12 protein-coding genes are annotated in these 14,687 nt (G+C 60.7%); 2 read left to right on the forward strand and 10 right to left on the reverse strand.

The window, feature by feature from the left end:
• Positions 1–5: 5 nt before the first annotated feature.
• The 8 genes from ssuB to DKY63_RS18680 form a co-directional block, all read right to left on the reverse strand.
• Entirely contained in the window at positions 6–812 is an 807-nt protein-coding gene (gene ssuB, locus DKY63_RS18640; RefSeq protein ID WP_110965424.1) for an aliphatic sulfonates ABC transporter ATP-binding protein, read from the reverse strand.
• Positions 809–1,591, reverse strand: a complete 783-nt coding sequence (gene ssuC, locus DKY63_RS18645) for an aliphatic sulfonate ABC transporter permease SsuC (RefSeq protein ID WP_110965425.1) — start codon at positions 1,589–1,591, stop codon at positions 809–811. The genes ssuB and ssuC overlap by 4 nt, the downstream gene beginning before the upstream one ends.
• Positions 1,592–1,599: 8 nt before the next feature.
• The gene (ssuD, locus tag DKY63_RS18650) at positions 1,600–2,748 is read right to left on the reverse strand and encodes an FMNH2-dependent alkanesulfonate monooxygenase (RefSeq protein ID WP_110965426.1); all 1,149 of its coding nucleotides are present in this window, start codon (positions 2,746–2,748) and stop codon (positions 1,600–1,602) included.
• Between the two features lie 39 nt (positions 2,749–2,787).
• On the reverse strand, positions 2,788–3,753 hold the full coding sequence (locus tag DKY63_RS18655; protein WP_110965427.1) for a sulfonate ABC transporter substrate-binding protein: 966 nt from the start codon (positions 3,751–3,753) through the stop codon (positions 2,788–2,790).
• 106 nt (positions 3,754–3,859) lie between these two features.
• Entirely contained in the window at positions 3,860–4,453 is a 594-nt protein-coding gene (gene ssuE, locus DKY63_RS18660) for an NADPH-dependent FMN reductase (RefSeq protein ID WP_110965428.1), read from the reverse strand.
• A gap of 307 nt (positions 4,454–4,760) precedes the next feature.
• Complete coding sequence (locus DKY63_RS18665; protein ID WP_110965429.1) at positions 4,761–5,399, reverse strand: peroxiredoxin; 639 nt, start codon at positions 5,397–5,399, stop codon at positions 4,761–4,763.
• 376 nt (positions 5,400–5,775) lie between these two features.
• Positions 5,776–7,137, reverse strand: a complete 1,362-nt coding sequence (locus DKY63_RS18675) for an OprD family porin (protein WP_110965431.1) — start codon at positions 7,135–7,137, stop codon at positions 5,776–5,778.
• A 433-nt stretch (positions 7,138–7,570) separates the two neighbouring features.
• Positions 7,571–8,914 (reverse strand): OprD family outer membrane porin, encoded by a 1,344-nt coding sequence (locus tag DKY63_RS18680; RefSeq protein WP_110965432.1) that lies wholly within the window; start codon positions 8,912–8,914, stop codon positions 7,571–7,573.
• Positions 8,915–9,279: 365 nt separating this feature from the next.
• Here DKY63_RS18680 and tauA point away from each other — a divergent pair, with 365 nt between their 5' ends.
• Complete coding sequence (tauA, locus tag DKY63_RS18685) at positions 9,280–10,269, forward strand: taurine ABC transporter substrate-binding protein (protein ID WP_110965433.1); 990 nt, start codon at positions 9,280–9,282, stop codon at positions 10,267–10,269.
• Between the two features lie 138 nt (positions 10,270–10,407).
• Here the strand turns inward: tauA and argA are convergent, their stop codons facing one another.
• On the reverse strand, positions 10,408–11,706 hold the full coding sequence (argA, locus tag DKY63_RS18695) for an amino-acid N-acetyltransferase (RefSeq protein ID WP_110965435.1): 1,299 nt from the start codon (positions 11,704–11,706) through the stop codon (positions 10,408–10,410).
• 268 nt (positions 11,707–11,974) lie between these two features.
• A complete protein-coding gene (gene argE, locus DKY63_RS18700; protein ID WP_110965436.1) occupies positions 11,975–13,126 on the reverse strand; it encodes an acetylornithine deacetylase in 1,152 nt (383 codons plus the stop codon).
• A 157-nt stretch (positions 13,127–13,283) separates the two neighbouring features.
• Between argE and DKY63_RS18705 the strand changes: the two genes are divergently transcribed.
• On the forward strand, positions 13,284–14,654 hold the full coding sequence (locus tag DKY63_RS18705; RefSeq protein ID WP_110965437.1) for an inorganic triphosphatase: 1,371 nt from the start codon (positions 13,284–13,286) through the stop codon (positions 14,652–14,654).
• Positions 14,655–14,687 lie beyond the last annotated feature (33 nt).

Genomic DNA, 14,687 nt, shown 5'->3' on the forward strand with positions numbered 1-14,687 from the left:
TTGAGTTATTGGGCCCAACGCAACTGCGTAGGCAAGGGTGAAACAGGTTCCGGTTCCGGCGGTTGACCGGGCAGTGACAGCACGCGATTGAGCACTTCGGTTTCCAGCGCCGCCAGCCGATGGGAACCGCGAACCCGAGGGCGCGGCAGTTCCACGTGCAGGTCGAGGCCGACTTCGCCGTCTTCGATCAGGATCACCCGATCGGCAATCGCCACCGCTTCGCTGACGTCGTGGGTGACCAGCAACACCGTGAAGCCGTGCTGCTGCCAGAGCCGTTCGATCAATTGCTGCATCTCGATGCGGGTCAAGGCGTCCAGAGCGCCCAGCGGCTCGTCGAGCAACAACAGACGCGGTTGATGGATCAGCGCGCGAGCCAGCGCCACACGCTGCTTCTGCCCGCCGGACAACGCCGCCGGCCACTCATTGGCACGATCCGCCAGGCCGACGGCCTCCAATGCCTCAAGTGCCTGGGGCCGCCAGTTGCCCTTGAGCCCCAGGCCGACGTTATCGATGATCCTTTTCCAGGGCAGCAGACGCGCTTCCTGAAACATCAGTCGTGTGTCTTCCCGTGCCTCGCTCAGCGCCGCGGAGCCGGCCAGCAATTGACCGCCCGTGGGCTGGTCGAGACCGGCCAGCAAGCGCAGCAAGGTGCTTTTGCCGCAGCCACTGCGGCCGACCACGGCAACGAACTGACCGGCGGGAATGTGCAGGTCGATCTCGCGCAGCACCTGCCGCGAGCCAAAGGTTTTTTGCAGCTTGCGCACCGCCAGCGGAATCCCGCGCAGCAGGCGTGGAGGTTGTTGAGCGGTCATGCGGCACCTCCCTTGGCGACCTGATAGGCCGGGTGCCAGCGCAACCACACACGCTCAAGTCCACGGGCCGCGAGGTCGGCCAGCTTGCCGAGCACCGCGTACAGCAGAATCGCCAGCACCACCACGTCGGTCTGCAGGAACTCCCGGGCATTCATCGCCAGATAACCGATGCCGGAACTGGCGCTAATGGTTTCCGCCACGATCAACGTCAACCACATGAAGCCCAGGGCGAAGCGCACGCCGACCAGAATCGAAGGCAGCGCCCCCGGCAGAATCACCTGGCGGAACAGGCTGAAGCCGGACAAGCCATAGCTGCGCGACATTTCCACCAACGCCGGATCGACGTTACGAATACCGTGATAGGTGTTGAGATAAATCGGGAACAAGGTCCCCAGCGCCACCAGGAAAATCTTCGCCGACTCGTCGATGCCGAACCACAGGATCACCAGTGGAATCAGCGCCAGATGCGGCACGTTGCGGATCATCTGCACCGAGCTGTCGAGCAGGCGCTCGCCCCATTTCGACAGGCCGGTGATGAAGCCCAGTGCCAGGCCGATACTGCCGCCGATGGCGAAGCCCAGCGCGGCGCGCCAGCCGCTGATGGCCAGGTGCGTCCAGATCTCGCCGCTGCGCACCAGGCTGATGCCGGCTTCGATCACCGCGATGGGCGCCGGCAGAATCCGCGTCGACAACCAGCCCGCCGACACCGACAACTGCCACACCGCCAGCAACAACACCGGTAACGCCCAGGGCGCGAGGCTGTGAATGATTTTCTTCATGGCGCGCCTCAGCTCTGGGACGCCGCTTTGGGAAGAATGTCGTTGGCCACCATCTCGCCAAACGGGCTGACGTAACCCGCGCTCTTCGGCAGCTCGGGGCGCTCGACATCAAGGTGCGGGAACAGCAGTTCGGCGACGCGGTACGACTCTTCCAGGTGTGGATAACCGGAGAAAATGAAGGTGTCGATGCCCAGGTCCGCGTACTCCTTGACGCGAGCAGCCACGGTCGGACCGTCACCCACCAGCGCCGTCCCGGCACCGCCGCGCACCAGGCCGACACCGGCCCACAGGTTGGGGCTGACTTCCAGGTTGTCGCGACTGCCACCATGCAGCGCCGCCATGCGTTGCTGACCCACAGAGTCGAAACGCGCAAGCGAAGCCTGGGCCCGGGCGATGGTGTCGTCGTCCAGGTGCGAGATCAGGCGATCCGCCGCTTGCCAGGCCTCGGCATTGGTTTCACGCACGATCACATGCAGGCGAATACCGAAACGCACGGTACGCCCGAGCTTGGCGGCCTTGGCGCGCACCTGCGCGATCTTCTCGGCGACGGCGGCCGGTGGTTCGCCCCAGGTCAGGACCATTTCCACCTGCTCTGCCGCCAGGTCCTGCGCCGCTTCCGACGAGCCACCGAAATACAGCGGCGGACGCGGTTGCTGGATCGGCGGATAGAGCAGCTTGGCGCCTTTCACGCTGATGTGCTGGCCGTCGTAATCGACGGTTTCGCCTTCCAGCACTCGACGCCAGATGCGGGTGAATTCCACCGAAGCCTGATAGCGCTCTTCATGACTGAGGAATAGACCGTCGCCGGCCAATTCTTCCGGATCGCCGCCGGTCACCAGGTTGAACAGCGCCCGCCCGCCGGACAAACGATCGAGGGTCGCCGCCTGACGCGCCGCCACCGTCGGGGAAATGATCCCGGGGCGCAGGGCGACCAGGAATTTCAGGCGCTGGGTCACCGGGATCAGCGACGCCGCCACCAGCCACGAGTCTTCGCAGGAGCGACCGGTCGGGATCAGCACCCCGCCGAAGCCCAGGCGATCGGCCGCTTGCGCGACTTGTTGCAGATAGCCGTGGTCGACGGCTCGGGCGCCTTCGGCGGTGCCAAGGTAATGGCCGTCGCCGTGGGTGGGCAGGAACCAGAAAATATTGAGGCTCATGGAGTGGTCTCCTTGGGGGAATCGGTTACGGGGCTATCGTTATTGAGATTTGGCAACGGCCGCCGGCGGCGTCCAGATCACGTCTTTGATGCTCAACGGCTTAGGAATCAGCTTGAGCTGGTAGAAGCTGTCGGCGATTTTCTGCTGCGCGGCGACCACTTCCGGGGTGAGGAACAGCGCACCGTAGCCCTGGCGTTTAACCGAGGTCAGGGTGATGTCCGCCGGCAGGCCCAGCAGTGGCGACACCTGTTGCGTCACGTCCTGCGGGTTGGCCTTGGACCACTCGCCGACCCCACGCACTTCTTCCACCAGGGTCTTGATCACCTCGGGATTCTTTTGCGCGTAAGGCTTGGTCGCCAGGTAGAACTGATGGTTGTCGACGATGCCCTGGCCATCGCGCAGGGTGCGCGCTTGCAGTTGCTGTTCGGCGGCGGCCTGGTACGGGTCCCAGATGACCCAGGCATCAACGCTGCCGCGCTCGAACGCCGCACGGGCATCGGCCGGTGGCAGGAATACGGTCTGGATATCGGTGTACTTGAGGCCGGCGTCTTCCAGCGCACGAACCAGCAGGTAGTGCACGTTGGAGCCTTTGTTCAGGGCGACTTTCTTGCCCTTGAGCTCGGCCACCGATTTGATCGGCGAGTCTTTCGGCACCAAGATCGCTTCGCTGTGGGGCGCTGGCGGTTCGTAGGCGACGTAGAGCAGATCGGCGCCGGCCGCTTGAGCGAACACCGGCGGGGTTTCGCCGGTCACGCCGAAGTCGATGGAGCCGACGTTCAGGCCTTCGAGCAGTTGCGGGCCGCCGGGGAATTCAGTCCATTGCACGTCCACGCCTTGGGCGGCGAGGCGTTTTTCCAGGGTGCCTTTGGCTTTGAGCAGCACCAGGGTGCCGTATTTCTGATAGCCGATTCGTAGCGTTTCAGCTTGGGCTTGAGTAATGGCGCCGAAGGTGACAGCCGCAGCAAACAGAGCGACCAGACCACGACGCAAAATGACAGGGCGCATGGCGCTCTCCTTTTTGCAGTTGGGTTTTGGCTGCACCTGCTTGCCCGTTGGCGGGCGAGTAAGGCCAGTACTTCAATTTTTGGGTGGGGCGTATTTCGCGTAAGGCTCAAATGCTCCAGCGAGCACTTAATAAACGGTCACTCAACAGGTTCGGATCAAGCGGTTTGGGCCGTCTGGCCATGGCGTGGAAAAACAGCTCCAGCGACTCGTTCAAGCGATGCTCCAACTCCGGAGCGAGCTGCGCCGCCACACTGCCTTCGCCATAAGCGATCTGGCTGTCGACCGCGAATATCCCCTGCAGCAGCTCTTCGGCTTTCAGGGCCGACAACACCGGCTTGAGCGCGTAATCCACCGCCAGCATGTGAGCGATGCTGCCTCCGGTCGCCATCGGCAGCACCACCTTGTGGCTCAGAGCGCGCTCGGGCAGCAGGTCCAGCACGGTTTTCAGCGCGCCGGAAAAAGAGGCCTTGTAAACCGGCGTGGCGATCAGCAGGCCATCGGCGTTTTCAATCTGTTGCAGCAGGTCGAGCACCTTCGGGCTGTCGAAGCGTGCATGCAGCAAGTCTTCGGCCGGGAAGTCCCGTACCTGGTAACTCACCACTTCCACACCCTGCCCTTGCAACCAACCTTTGGAGCGCTCCAGCAGCACCCCTGAACGGGAGCGCTGACTGGGACTGCCACCGAGTGAGACAACCAGCATTCAGACAATTCCTTGAACGGTGTTGGCGATTCGCGGTTTGCGATCTCGCTTTGATGGAGTGACCTTAACAGCTGATTTATATATCCATAAATCATATTTATTCATTTGGTTATTCATTTAAGAAATATGCGTTTTGGTTTTCTCCAGGCAAAAAAACAGGCCGTCGAAACGGCCTGAAGTCCCCCTGCTTTGTGTATCTGTACACGCCTCCTGTAGGAGCAAGGCTTGCCCGCGATGGCGTCCTCCATGACGACCGAAATACCGCGTCGTATTCATCGCGGGCAAGCCTTGCTCCTACAGGTTCGCGCTATCGATTGGGCTGCGGCGTCAGGCGAAGGTAAGGCTTCACCGCGCGATAGCCCTTGGGAAAGCGCTGTTTGATTTCCTCTTCATCCTTGAGCGAAGGCACGATCACCACCTCGTCACCGTCCTGCCAGTTGGCCGGGGTGGCCACCTTGTAGTTGTCGGTGAGTTGCAGCGAATCGATCACCCGCAGGATTTCATTGAAGTTGCGGCCCGTGCTGGCCGGGTAGGTGATGGTCAGCCGCACCTTTTTGTTCGGGTCGATCACGAACAGCGAGCGCACGGTCAGGGTGTCGTTGGCGTTGGGATGGATCAGGTCGTAGAGGTCCGAGACCTTGCGGTCGGCGTCGTCGAGGATCGGGAAGTTGACGACGGTGTTCTGGGTTTCGTTGATGTCTGCGATCCAGCGATGGTGCGAATCCACCGGGTCGACGGACAGCGCGATGGCCTTGACCCCACGCTTGGCGAATTCATCTTTCAGTTTCGCGGTGAAGCCCAGCTCGGTGGTGCACACCGGTGTGAAGTCGGCCGGATGGGAGAACAGCACACCCCAGCTATTGCCCAGCCACTGGTGGAAACGGATGGTTCCGGCGCTGGAATCCTGTTCGAAATCGGGGGCGATGTCGCCGAGTCTGAGGCCCATGGTGCTGCTCCTTTTGAGTGCTTGTATGGGCCAACTGTGCCTGCATTTCTTATCTATTAAAAAGAATAAATATCGATTTATTTAGACCATAAAGAAATATTAAACATCTGTTCACTGGACGCGATCGGCCATCGCGCCGAACATCGCCAACAAGGTTCGAGAAGGCCTTGAGTAGCTGCAAAAAAGGGGATTTCAAGGCGGGTTTACGGGGGTGACCCCGTCTTGAAACGCAAAAGCCCCGCCCGGCGAGGTGCCGGGCGGGGCTTTTTTTCGGTCACTCACTGTAGGAGCGAGCCTGCTCGCGATGGCGCCGTGTCAGCCACAAACCTGCTGAATGACACACCGCTTTCGCGAGCAGGCTCGCTCCCACACGCTGTTACAACAGCGGGATCGAGTAGCTGACGATCAGGCGGTTTTCGTCCTGGGAACGGGTGTTCGGCAGGTCGGTACGCCAGGTGGCGTTTTTCCACATCACGCCCAGGTTCTTCAGGGCGCCGGACTGTACGACGTAACCCACGGTCAGGTCGCGTTCCCACTCGGAAGCACCGTTGGCCGCCTGGCGACCGGCAGCGTTGACGGTATCGATGTCGTCGCCGTGCAGGTAGATCATACCGGCCGTCAGGCCTGGTACGCCGACCTTGGCGAAGTCGAACGAGTAGCGTGCCTGCCAGGTTTTCTCGCCGGCACGGGCGAACTTCTGGATCTGCATGTCGGTGATGATGTAGGCCGAGGCACCGTCGCCCTGGTTCAGGTAAGGGAAGTCGCTGCTGCCGTTGCTGACCTGGTAGCCGCCACCGAAGGTGTGACCTTCAACGGTGTACAGGAACAGACCGCTGTACAGGTTGTTGTCGACCTTGCCTTTACCGTTCGGTGCGTTGTAGTTGCCCGAGGTGAAGTAGAACGGATCGTGACCGTTGGCACCGTCATCGCTGCTGTTGAAGTAGCGCAGGTCGGATTTCAGGACGCCCGGGCCGATTGCCCAGTTGTGCGTCAGGCCCAGGAAGTGCTGCTTGTAGAAGTCTTCCAGGTTGCCGTAGTAGTACTGGGCCGTCAGGTCCTTGGTGATTTTGTAGTCACCGCCGCCGTAGATGAACTTGTTGCTGTCACGACCGGCCGCGGTGCGACCGTTGGCACCGGCGATCGACAGCTCTTCGTTGTTGCTGGAGTTACGACCCTTGGCGTGCTCGAGCTGGCCGCCGACCAGTGTCAGGTCCTTGATGTCACCCGAAGTGATCTGACCACCCTGGAAGGTTTGCGGCAGCATGCGACCGTCGTTGGTCACGATCACCGGCAGTTTTGGCTGCAGGGTGCCCAGTTTCAGCTCGGTCTGGGAGATCTTGGCTTTGGCAGTCAGGCCCAGGCTGGAGAAGTTATCAACCGCTTCACCGTTGGACTTGCTTGGGAACACGGTGCCGCCATAAGCGTTACCAGGAGTGCCATCGGCGTTAACGTTGCCATTAGTGCCGCCACCGGAATCCAACTTCACGCCCAGCAGGCCAATCGCATCAATACCGAAGCCGACTGTGCCTTGGGTGTAGCCGGAAGTGAAACGCAGATCGAAGCCTTGGCCCCATTCTTCGTTTTTGTTCGGTTTGGCACTGCCATCGCGGTAGTCGGTGTTGATGTAGAAGTTACGCAGACCCAGAGTGGCCTTGCTGTCTTCGATGAAACCGGCGGCGCTTGCCTGCTGCGCCAAAACCCCTACGGCCACAGCCAGGGCCAAGGTGGACTTGTTCATTGTTTCGCTCCTGTTTTTTCTAGTTTTGTGGTCCGGGGTCGAGTGCCCTGGATCCTTGTTTCGCATGACGTGCACCACGAACCGGCGGTGAATGCACGCCCGGTAAATTTGGGCGGCGCAGCATACCCGTTCATAAAACCGAAATGAATCACTCAATCCTTATTTATATCGGGATGGAATATATCAAGTCGTACGATGTCCGACCATAGAAGATATCGGCCTGTAAACCGATTCCTGTAGTCGTGGTGATCGGAGGATGGAACGGGGGTGAACCGTAGCGCTGCGGGACCTGTGGTACAGGTGGGGCTACTGTAGGCGTTTAGCTAAAAATCTAAAAAGAATAAAAAATCATCAATAGTTACTTTTATGGAATAAAAAAGTTGACCCAAAAAAAAGCCCCGTCCAGGGACGAGGCTCTTTTCACACCGACTGCTTACATGAAGCTGTAGGTGTAGTTGAAGATCAGACGGGTCTGGTCTTCGTCCAGGGTGCTGGTGTTGCCACGATAAGCGCCGTGACGCAGCGTGGTGCCGAAGCCTTTCAGCGGGCCGGTCTGGATGACGTAGTCCACACGCAGGTCGGTTTCGCGCTCGTTCAGGTCCGGACCCGAACCGTTGGTGGCTTTGATGTCGCGGCCGTACAGGTAAGCAGCCGAAGCTTTCAGACCTGGCACGCCCAGGGAGGCGAAGTCGTAGGAGTACTGACCGTAGGTGGTGTTTTCACCAGCACGGATGAAGCTGCCCACGGTGGCGTCGGTGAAGGAGTAGAAGCTGGCGCCGCCGCCGCCTTCGTTTCGACCGTTGCCATCGACAACGTTGCCCTGGTTCAGGAAGACGAAGCCGCCGTCATCGTTGACACGCTGATGACCGAGCAGGAATGCGCTGCCACCCAGGGTGTAGGTGAACGTGGCGCTCCAGGTCTTGTTGTCGATCTCGCCCGGGGTCTTGGCGAAACCGGCGTTGTTGTTGAACTGGTAGCCAGCCTGGCCGCTGCCGTTCTTGCCGTCGGAGCTGCTGTCGAAGTAGCGAATGTCAGTCTTGAACGACTGGTTAGGCGCGATCGGGTAGACGTGCACCAGGCCCAGGAAGTTCTGTTTGTAGAAGTCTTCCAGGTTCGCGAAGTAGTACTGCAGCAACAGGTCTTTGGTGACCTTCCAGTCAGCACCGGCATAACGGAACTGGTTGCTGTCCTTGGTAGCGCCAGCCACGGACAGGCCAGTGCTGTTGGAGGAAGCGCGACCGGTCGCGTGCTCCAGTTGGCCGACGTTGAAAGTGACGTTGTCGATTTCCTTGGAGGTGATGGTGCCACCTTCAAACGTTTGCGGCAGCACGCGGCTGTCGTTCGCGATCAGGATCGGCATGTTCGGCATCAGAGCGCCACCGACGTGGGCCTCTGTCTTCGAGAAGCGTGCCTTGACGTTGGCTGCAGCACGGCTCCACGAGCTCTCTGCAGAACCATCGGAATCGCTAGGGTTGAAGGAGTTGTTGTCCGGGTGGTGGCCCTTGCCGCCATCCAGGTGGATGCCGACCAGTGCCTGGGCGTCGATACCGAAACCAACGACACCTTGAGTGAAACCGGACTGGTAATCGAACTTCAGGCCTTCAGCGGCCTCGCGCTGGCGGTTGGCTGGAATGCTGGCGCCTTCACGTTTGTCCGAGTCGAAATAGTAAGTACGCGAACTAACAGATGCCTTGCTGTCTTCGATGAAACCCGCGGCGCCTGCCTGCTGCGCCACAACCCCAAAGGCCACGGCCAAGGCCAAGGTGGACTTGTTCATTGTTAAGCTCCTCTAGTCTCTAATTCTTGTAGTCCTGGTTTCGGGTCAAGTGCCCGGAATCCTAAGATGCGCGATTAGCGCCGGACGGTGACTCACAAGTCAATCGTAACTTTGTGTGTCTACGACCATAGTCTAATCCCCGGTTTTTTGGTCCATGCAGGGTCATGAAATTGTCATAAACCTGAAAAGAACGGATGACTTCTTTTCTCATACCATTTAGGCATTTAGCTCACTCCTCCTGCACCCCTTCAGAATAGAGCGGCTGGCTAATAAGCTAATTCCTAAATGTTATTTATTTGGCGTTTCTTATATCGATTAGGTTTGGAAGCAATTCTGAAACAAAACCATTCGAAAAGGACAACGCCATGACCACCAGACGCGCACTATCCAGACCAATTGTTACAGTTTGTGTGTCGCTGTTATTTTCTTTTACAGCTCACGCAGCCAACCTCACGGTCGGCTACCAGACCGGCATCGACCCGAGCAAAGTCCCGCAGGCCGATGGCCTCTATGAAAAAACCATCGGTGAGAAGATCGACTGGCGTCGTTTCAACAGCGGACCGGAAGTGGTCACCGCCATCGCTTCGGGTGACGTGCAGATCGGCAACCTCGGCTCCAGCCCGCTGGCCGCCGCCGCGTCGCGCAACCTGCCGATCGTGGCGTTCATCGTTTCGGCGCAGATCAACGCCGCCGAGGCACTCGTAGTACGCAACGGCAGCGGCATTGATAAACCGCAAGATCTGATCGGCAAGACCATCGCCACGCCGTTCGTTTCCACCTCCCACTACAGCCTGCTCGGTGCGCTGAAGCACTGGGACCTGGACACCTCGAAAGTCAAAGTGGTGAACCTGCAGCCGGCGGAAATCGCCGCGGCGTGGAAACGCGGGGACATCGATGGCGCGTTCGTCTGGTCGCCCGCGCTGGGGGAAATTCGCAAGACCGGCAAGACCTTGACCGACGCCGCCCAGGTCGGCCAATGGGGCGCGCCGACCTTCGAGGTGTGGGTGGCGCGCAAGGATTATGCCGAGAAGCACCCCGACGTCGTGGCGAAATTCGCCAAGGTGACCCTGGACTCCTTCGCCGACTATGCGGCGCATAAAGACAGCTGGACGGCGGACTCCGTGCCCGTGCAGAAAATCGCCAAACTGACCGGTGCCAACGCTGCGGACGTACCGGAGTTGCTGGCCGGTTCTGCATTCCCGGATGCCCGGGCACAACAGACCAGCGCGCTGCTGGACGGCGGCACGGCCAAGGCGATTGGCGAGACGGCGAAGTTCTTGAAGGAGCAAGGGAAGGTGGAGACGGTGCTGCCGGACTATTCGCCTTATGTCAGCGCGAAATTCGTACAGGACTAACAACACGACCAATGATCGTTCCCACGCTCTGCGTGGGAATGCCTCATCGGACGCTCCGCGTTCGGCTCTTGATTTGGGACGCGGAGCGTCCCGGGCTGCATTCCCACGCGGAGCGTGGGAACGATCATTGCGTCATGCTCAGAGGGACTTCTCGAAGATCTTCGAATTGCGCTGATAGTTGTACAGCGACGCCCGTGCCGATGGCAGGCGCTCCACACTGCTTGGCGCAAAGCCACGCTCACGGAACCAGTGGGCCGTGCGGGTGGTGAGGACAAACAGGGTTTTCAAGCCCTGTGCCCGGGCACGGGTTTCGATGCGTTCCAACAGTTCATCGCCGCGCCCGCCATGACGGTACTCCGGGTTCACCGCCAGGCAGGCCAGCTCACCGGCATCCGAGTCGGCAATCTGATACAGCGCCGCGCAAGCGATGATCATGCCTTCACGCTCGACCACGCTGAACTGCTCGATCTCGCGCTCCAGCACTTCACGGGAACGGCGCACCAGAATCCCCTGCTCTTCCAGCGGGCTGATCAAGTCCAGCAAACCACCCACGTCCTCGATGGCCGCTTCGCGCACCACTTCGAACTGCTCCTGGGCCACCAGCGTACCGCCACCGTCGCGGGTGAACAGTTCGGTCAGCAGCGCGCCGTCCTCGGCGTAGCTGACGATATGACTGCGGGCCACACCGCCACGGCAGGCTTCGGCCGCCGCATCCAGCAGCTCCGCCTGATAGTTGCTGCCCAGACGCTGCAGATGCGCCGGCACCTGTTGCGGACGCAGCTCGCGGACCAGTCGCCCGTGCTCATCGATTAAACCTTCCTCGGCACCGAACAGCAGCAGCTTGTCCGCGCCCAGATCGATGGCCGCGCGAGTGGCGACGTCTTCACAGGCGAGGTTGAAGATTTCACCGGTCGGCGAGTAGCCCAGTGGCGACAACAGCACGATGGAACGCTCGTCGAGCAGGCGATTGATGCCCTTGCGGTCGACCCGGCGCACTTCGCCGGTGTGGTGATAGTCGACGCCTTCAAGCACGCCGATCGGCCGTGCGGTCACCAGGTTGCCGCTGGCCACCCGCAGGCGCGAGCCCTGCATCGGCGAAGACGCCATGTCCATCGACAGCCGCGCTTCGATGGCGATGCGCAGTTGGCCGACGGCGTCGATCACGCACTCCAGGGTCGCGGCATCGGTGATGCGCATGCCGTGGTGATAGTGCGGAGTCAGGCCACGGGCGGCCAGGCGTGCCTCGATTTGCGGGCGGGAGCCGTGAACCAGCACCAGACGCACACCCAGGCTGTGCAGCAGCACCAGGTCGTGGACGATATTGCCGAAGTTGGAGTGCTCGACGCCGTCGCCGGGCAGCATGACGACAAAGGTGCAATCGCGGTGGGCGTTGATGTAAGGCGAAGCGTGACGAAGCCAATTGACGTATTCGGGCATGAACCTGGGCCTGTAATAAATAGCAGCCGAGAAAAAGGGCGAACAGAAAACGCACAGCGGGCTGATGGTTATCGTCGGAACAGGCTTGGCGACACGCGCGCTCTCCTTATGAATACGGGTTGGGGTACTGGCAATTTAAACGGCTGCCCGGGCAATGCACAAACCTTGTAGGAGCCGAGCTTGCTCGCGATGAGGGCGTCACAGCCAGCATCGATGTTGCCTGACCTGCCGCCATCGCGAGCAAGCTCAGCTCCTACAAGGGTTGAATTCAACCTGCCGGTGTCAGACAGTAATGTTCAATCAACTGTCGTAATAGATGCACCGTAGGCTGCAAACGTGACATTTCGAGGAATTCTCCCGGCTGGTGGGCGCAGGCGATGTCGCCGGGGCCGAGCACCACTGTCTCGCAACCAAGCTGCTGAAGATAAGGCGCTTCGGTGCCGAATGCCACCGCTTCGGCGCTGTGGCCGGTGAGCTTTTCGGCAATCCGCACCAGTTCCGCATCCGCGACCTGCTCGAACGCCGGCACGTCAGGGAACAACGGCGCGTAGTCGATCTTGACCTGATGCCGCTCAGCAACCGGCTTGAGCCGCTGCAGGATCTCGGCGCGCAGGGCTTTGGGGTCCATGCCCGGCAGTGGTCGCAGGTCGAACTCCAACGAACACTGGCCGCAGATGCGGTTGGGGTTGTCGCCACCATGAATGCAACCGAAATTGAGCGTAGGCGTCGGCACGCCAAACTGCGGATTGCGGAATTCGCGCTGCCACAACAGGCGCAGGCCGCGCAGTTCACCGATGGCATCGTGCATGGCTTCCAGGGCGCTGTGCCCCAGGCGCGGGTCCGAGGAGTGACCGCTCTGCCCGAGAATGTCGATGCGCTCCATCATGATGCCCTTGTGCATGCGGATCGGCCGCAGCCCGGTCGGCTCGCCGATCACCGCCGCCCTGCCCAACGGCCGCCCTGCCTGCGCCAGCGCCCGGGCACCGGACATCGAGCTTTCTTCATCGCAGGTGGCGAGGATCATCAGCGGTTGCTTGAAGGGTTGATCGAGCAGGGGCTTGATCGCTTCGATGGCCAGGGCGAAGAAGCTCTTCATGTCGCAAACACCCAAGCCGATCCAGCGGCCATCGATTTCGGTGAGCTTCAATGGATCGGTCTGCCACAGCGCACCGTCGAACGGCACGGTGTCAGTGTGCCCGGCCAATACCAGGCCGCCGGGGCCGGTGCCGAAGGTGGCGAGCAGATTGAATTTGCCGGGGCTGACCTGCTGGATGTCGCAGGCAAAACCCTGATCGCCCAACCAGGCGGCCAGCAGGTCGATCACTGGACGGTTGGATAAATCGAGGCTCGGCTGGGTACAACTGACGGACGGTGCAGCGATCAGCGCAGCGAACTGATCTTTCATGGACGGCAAAGGCATCACAGACTCCAACCCCCGAATTGAAGTCCATCATAGAACCATCCGGCGACAGTAATAAACCGTCACAGACCCTATCCCGGTCGAGTCCTGTACACTGCACGACCTTGGCAGCCACACATTCCCCCCGGCTGCGCTCCCGATCCTGGATTTTCCGGCCATGCAGAAAGAAACCGAAATCAAACTCCGCGTCAGCCGCGAAACCCTCGCCGCCCTGCGCGAGCATCCTCTCCTGAAAAAACGCATCAAGTCGGGCTGGGAACGCCGTGAGTTGATGAATCAGTACTTCGACACGCCCGAGCGCGATCTGGCCGGCGCCAAGGTCGCCCTGCGCCTGCGCAAGGATGGCGAAGAAGTGATTCAGACCCTCAAGACCCGCGGCCAGAGCGTCGCCGGTTTGTCGGTGCGCAACGAGTACGACTGGCACCTGCCCAAAGCCAAGCTCGACCTGAAGAAACTCGACGGCGAGTGCTGGCCCGAGGCGCTGGCCGAGCTGGACAAGAAAACCCTGAAGCCGATCTTCACCACCGACTTCGTCCGCGAACGCGCCGAAATCGCCTGGGGCCGTGGCAAGGCCAAAGTGGTCATCGAAGCCGCACTGGACCTGGGCCATGTCGTGGTCGGCAAACAGAAAGAAGAAATCTGCGAACTGGAGCTGGAACTGCGCGAAGGCGAACCTGCCGCGCTGCTGGAACTGGCTGCCGAACTGGCCGAGAAACTGGCCCTGATGCCTTGCGACATCAGCAAGGCCGAACGCGGCTATCGCCTGTACGACGCCAACAGCTATTCGTTGAGCCTGCCGGCGCCGCAACTCACCGCCGAAACCCCGCTGGACGAAGCCTTCGCCGCGCTGTGCTGGCACTTGCTCGGCAGCAGTCAGCGTCTGGCCGAGCAATATCGCTTCAACGGCCACTGGCGCCTGTTGCTGGACTGGGTGGAAAACCTGGCTGAATTGCGTGCACTGATCAGCAGCCTGGGTCAGGCCGCGCCGCGTCAATCGACCCACGATCTGCGCGTCGCCCTGGACGCCCTGCTGGAAGACTGGCGCCCGCTGGTCCAGGCCGGTCTTGAAGATGAAGACGTGCGCAAGGCCGCGCCTGAGCAATTCCTCGAAGAACTCGAAGACCCGCGCTGGGGCCAGTTCTCGCTCAATACCTCGCGCTGGTTGCTGGCTAAAACCTGGGCCGCCGACCGCAACACCCGTGGCAATCGCCAGGGCGCTGCGCACCTGAGCAGCTGGCTGCCAAGGCTGTTGAGCGAGGAAGCCACCTCACTGCAATTGCAGCGCTACCAGCAGCAACCTGAAGACCTGGCCGAGCAACTGCCGCGTATCGAACGCATCCAGGTCTGGCTGCACCACGCGCGCAACGTGCTGGAGATTCCGGAAATGGATCGCCTGTACGGTGAATTGAACAAGCTGGCGCAACTGGCGAACGAACCGACGATCACTGACGAACTGCTTGATGCGCGCAAGCAGCAGGCGATTGCGGTTTACCAGAATCGCGCCTGGAAGACTCTGCTGCGTCTGTAATACCGCTATCGCGAGCAAGCTTTGCTCCTACAG

Source organism: Pseudomonas putida (assembly GCF_003228315.1).
Taxonomy (GTDB): Bacteria; Pseudomonadota; Gammaproteobacteria; order Pseudomonadales; family Pseudomonadaceae; genus Aquipseudomonas; species Aquipseudomonas putida_S.

Excerpts from the sequence above, each read along its gene's own strand:
- DKY63_RS18705 (WP_110965437.1), top strand. The coding sequence starts at position 13,284 with ATGCAGAAAGAAACCGAAATCAAACTCCGCGTCAGCCGCGAAACCCTC.
- ssuE (WP_110965428.1), bottom strand. The coding sequence starts at position 4,453 with ATGCTGGTTGTCTCACTCGGTGGCAGTCCCAGTCAGCGCTCCCGTTCA.
- tauA (WP_110965433.1), top strand. The coding sequence starts at position 9,280 with ATGACCACCAGACGCGCACTATCCAGACCAATTGTTACAGTTTGTGTG.
- argA (WP_110965435.1), bottom strand. The coding sequence starts at position 11,706 with ATGCCCGAATACGTCAATTGGCTTCGTCACGCTTCGCCTTACATCAAC.
- DKY63_RS18665 (WP_110965429.1), bottom strand. The coding sequence starts at position 5,399 with ATGGGCCTCAGACTCGGCGACATCGCCCCCGATTTCGAACAGGATTCC.
- argE (WP_110965436.1), bottom strand. The coding sequence starts at position 13,126 with ATGCCTTTGCCGTCCATGAAAGATCAGTTCGCTGCGCTGATCGCTGCA.
- ssuC (WP_110965425.1), bottom strand. The coding sequence starts at position 1,591 with ATGAAGAAAATCATTCACAGCCTCGCGCCCTGGGCGTTACCGGTGTTG.
- ssuD (WP_110965426.1), bottom strand. The coding sequence starts at position 2,748 with ATGAGCCTCAATATTTTCTGGTTCCTGCCCACCCACGGCGACGGCCAT.
- DKY63_RS18675 (WP_110965431.1), bottom strand. The coding sequence starts at position 7,137 with ATGAACAAGTCCACCTTGGCCCTGGCTGTGGCCGTAGGGGTTTTGGCG.
- DKY63_RS18680 (WP_110965432.1), bottom strand. The coding sequence starts at position 8,914 with ATGAACAAGTCCACCTTGGCCTTGGCCGTGGCCTTTGGGGTTGTGGCG.
- ssuB (WP_110965424.1), bottom strand. The coding sequence starts at position 812 with ATGACCGCTCAACAACCTCCACGCCTGCTGCGCGGGATTCCGCTGGCG.
- DKY63_RS18655 (WP_110965427.1), bottom strand. The coding sequence starts at position 3,753 with ATGCGCCCTGTCATTTTGCGTCGTGGTCTGGTCGCTCTGTTTGCTGCG.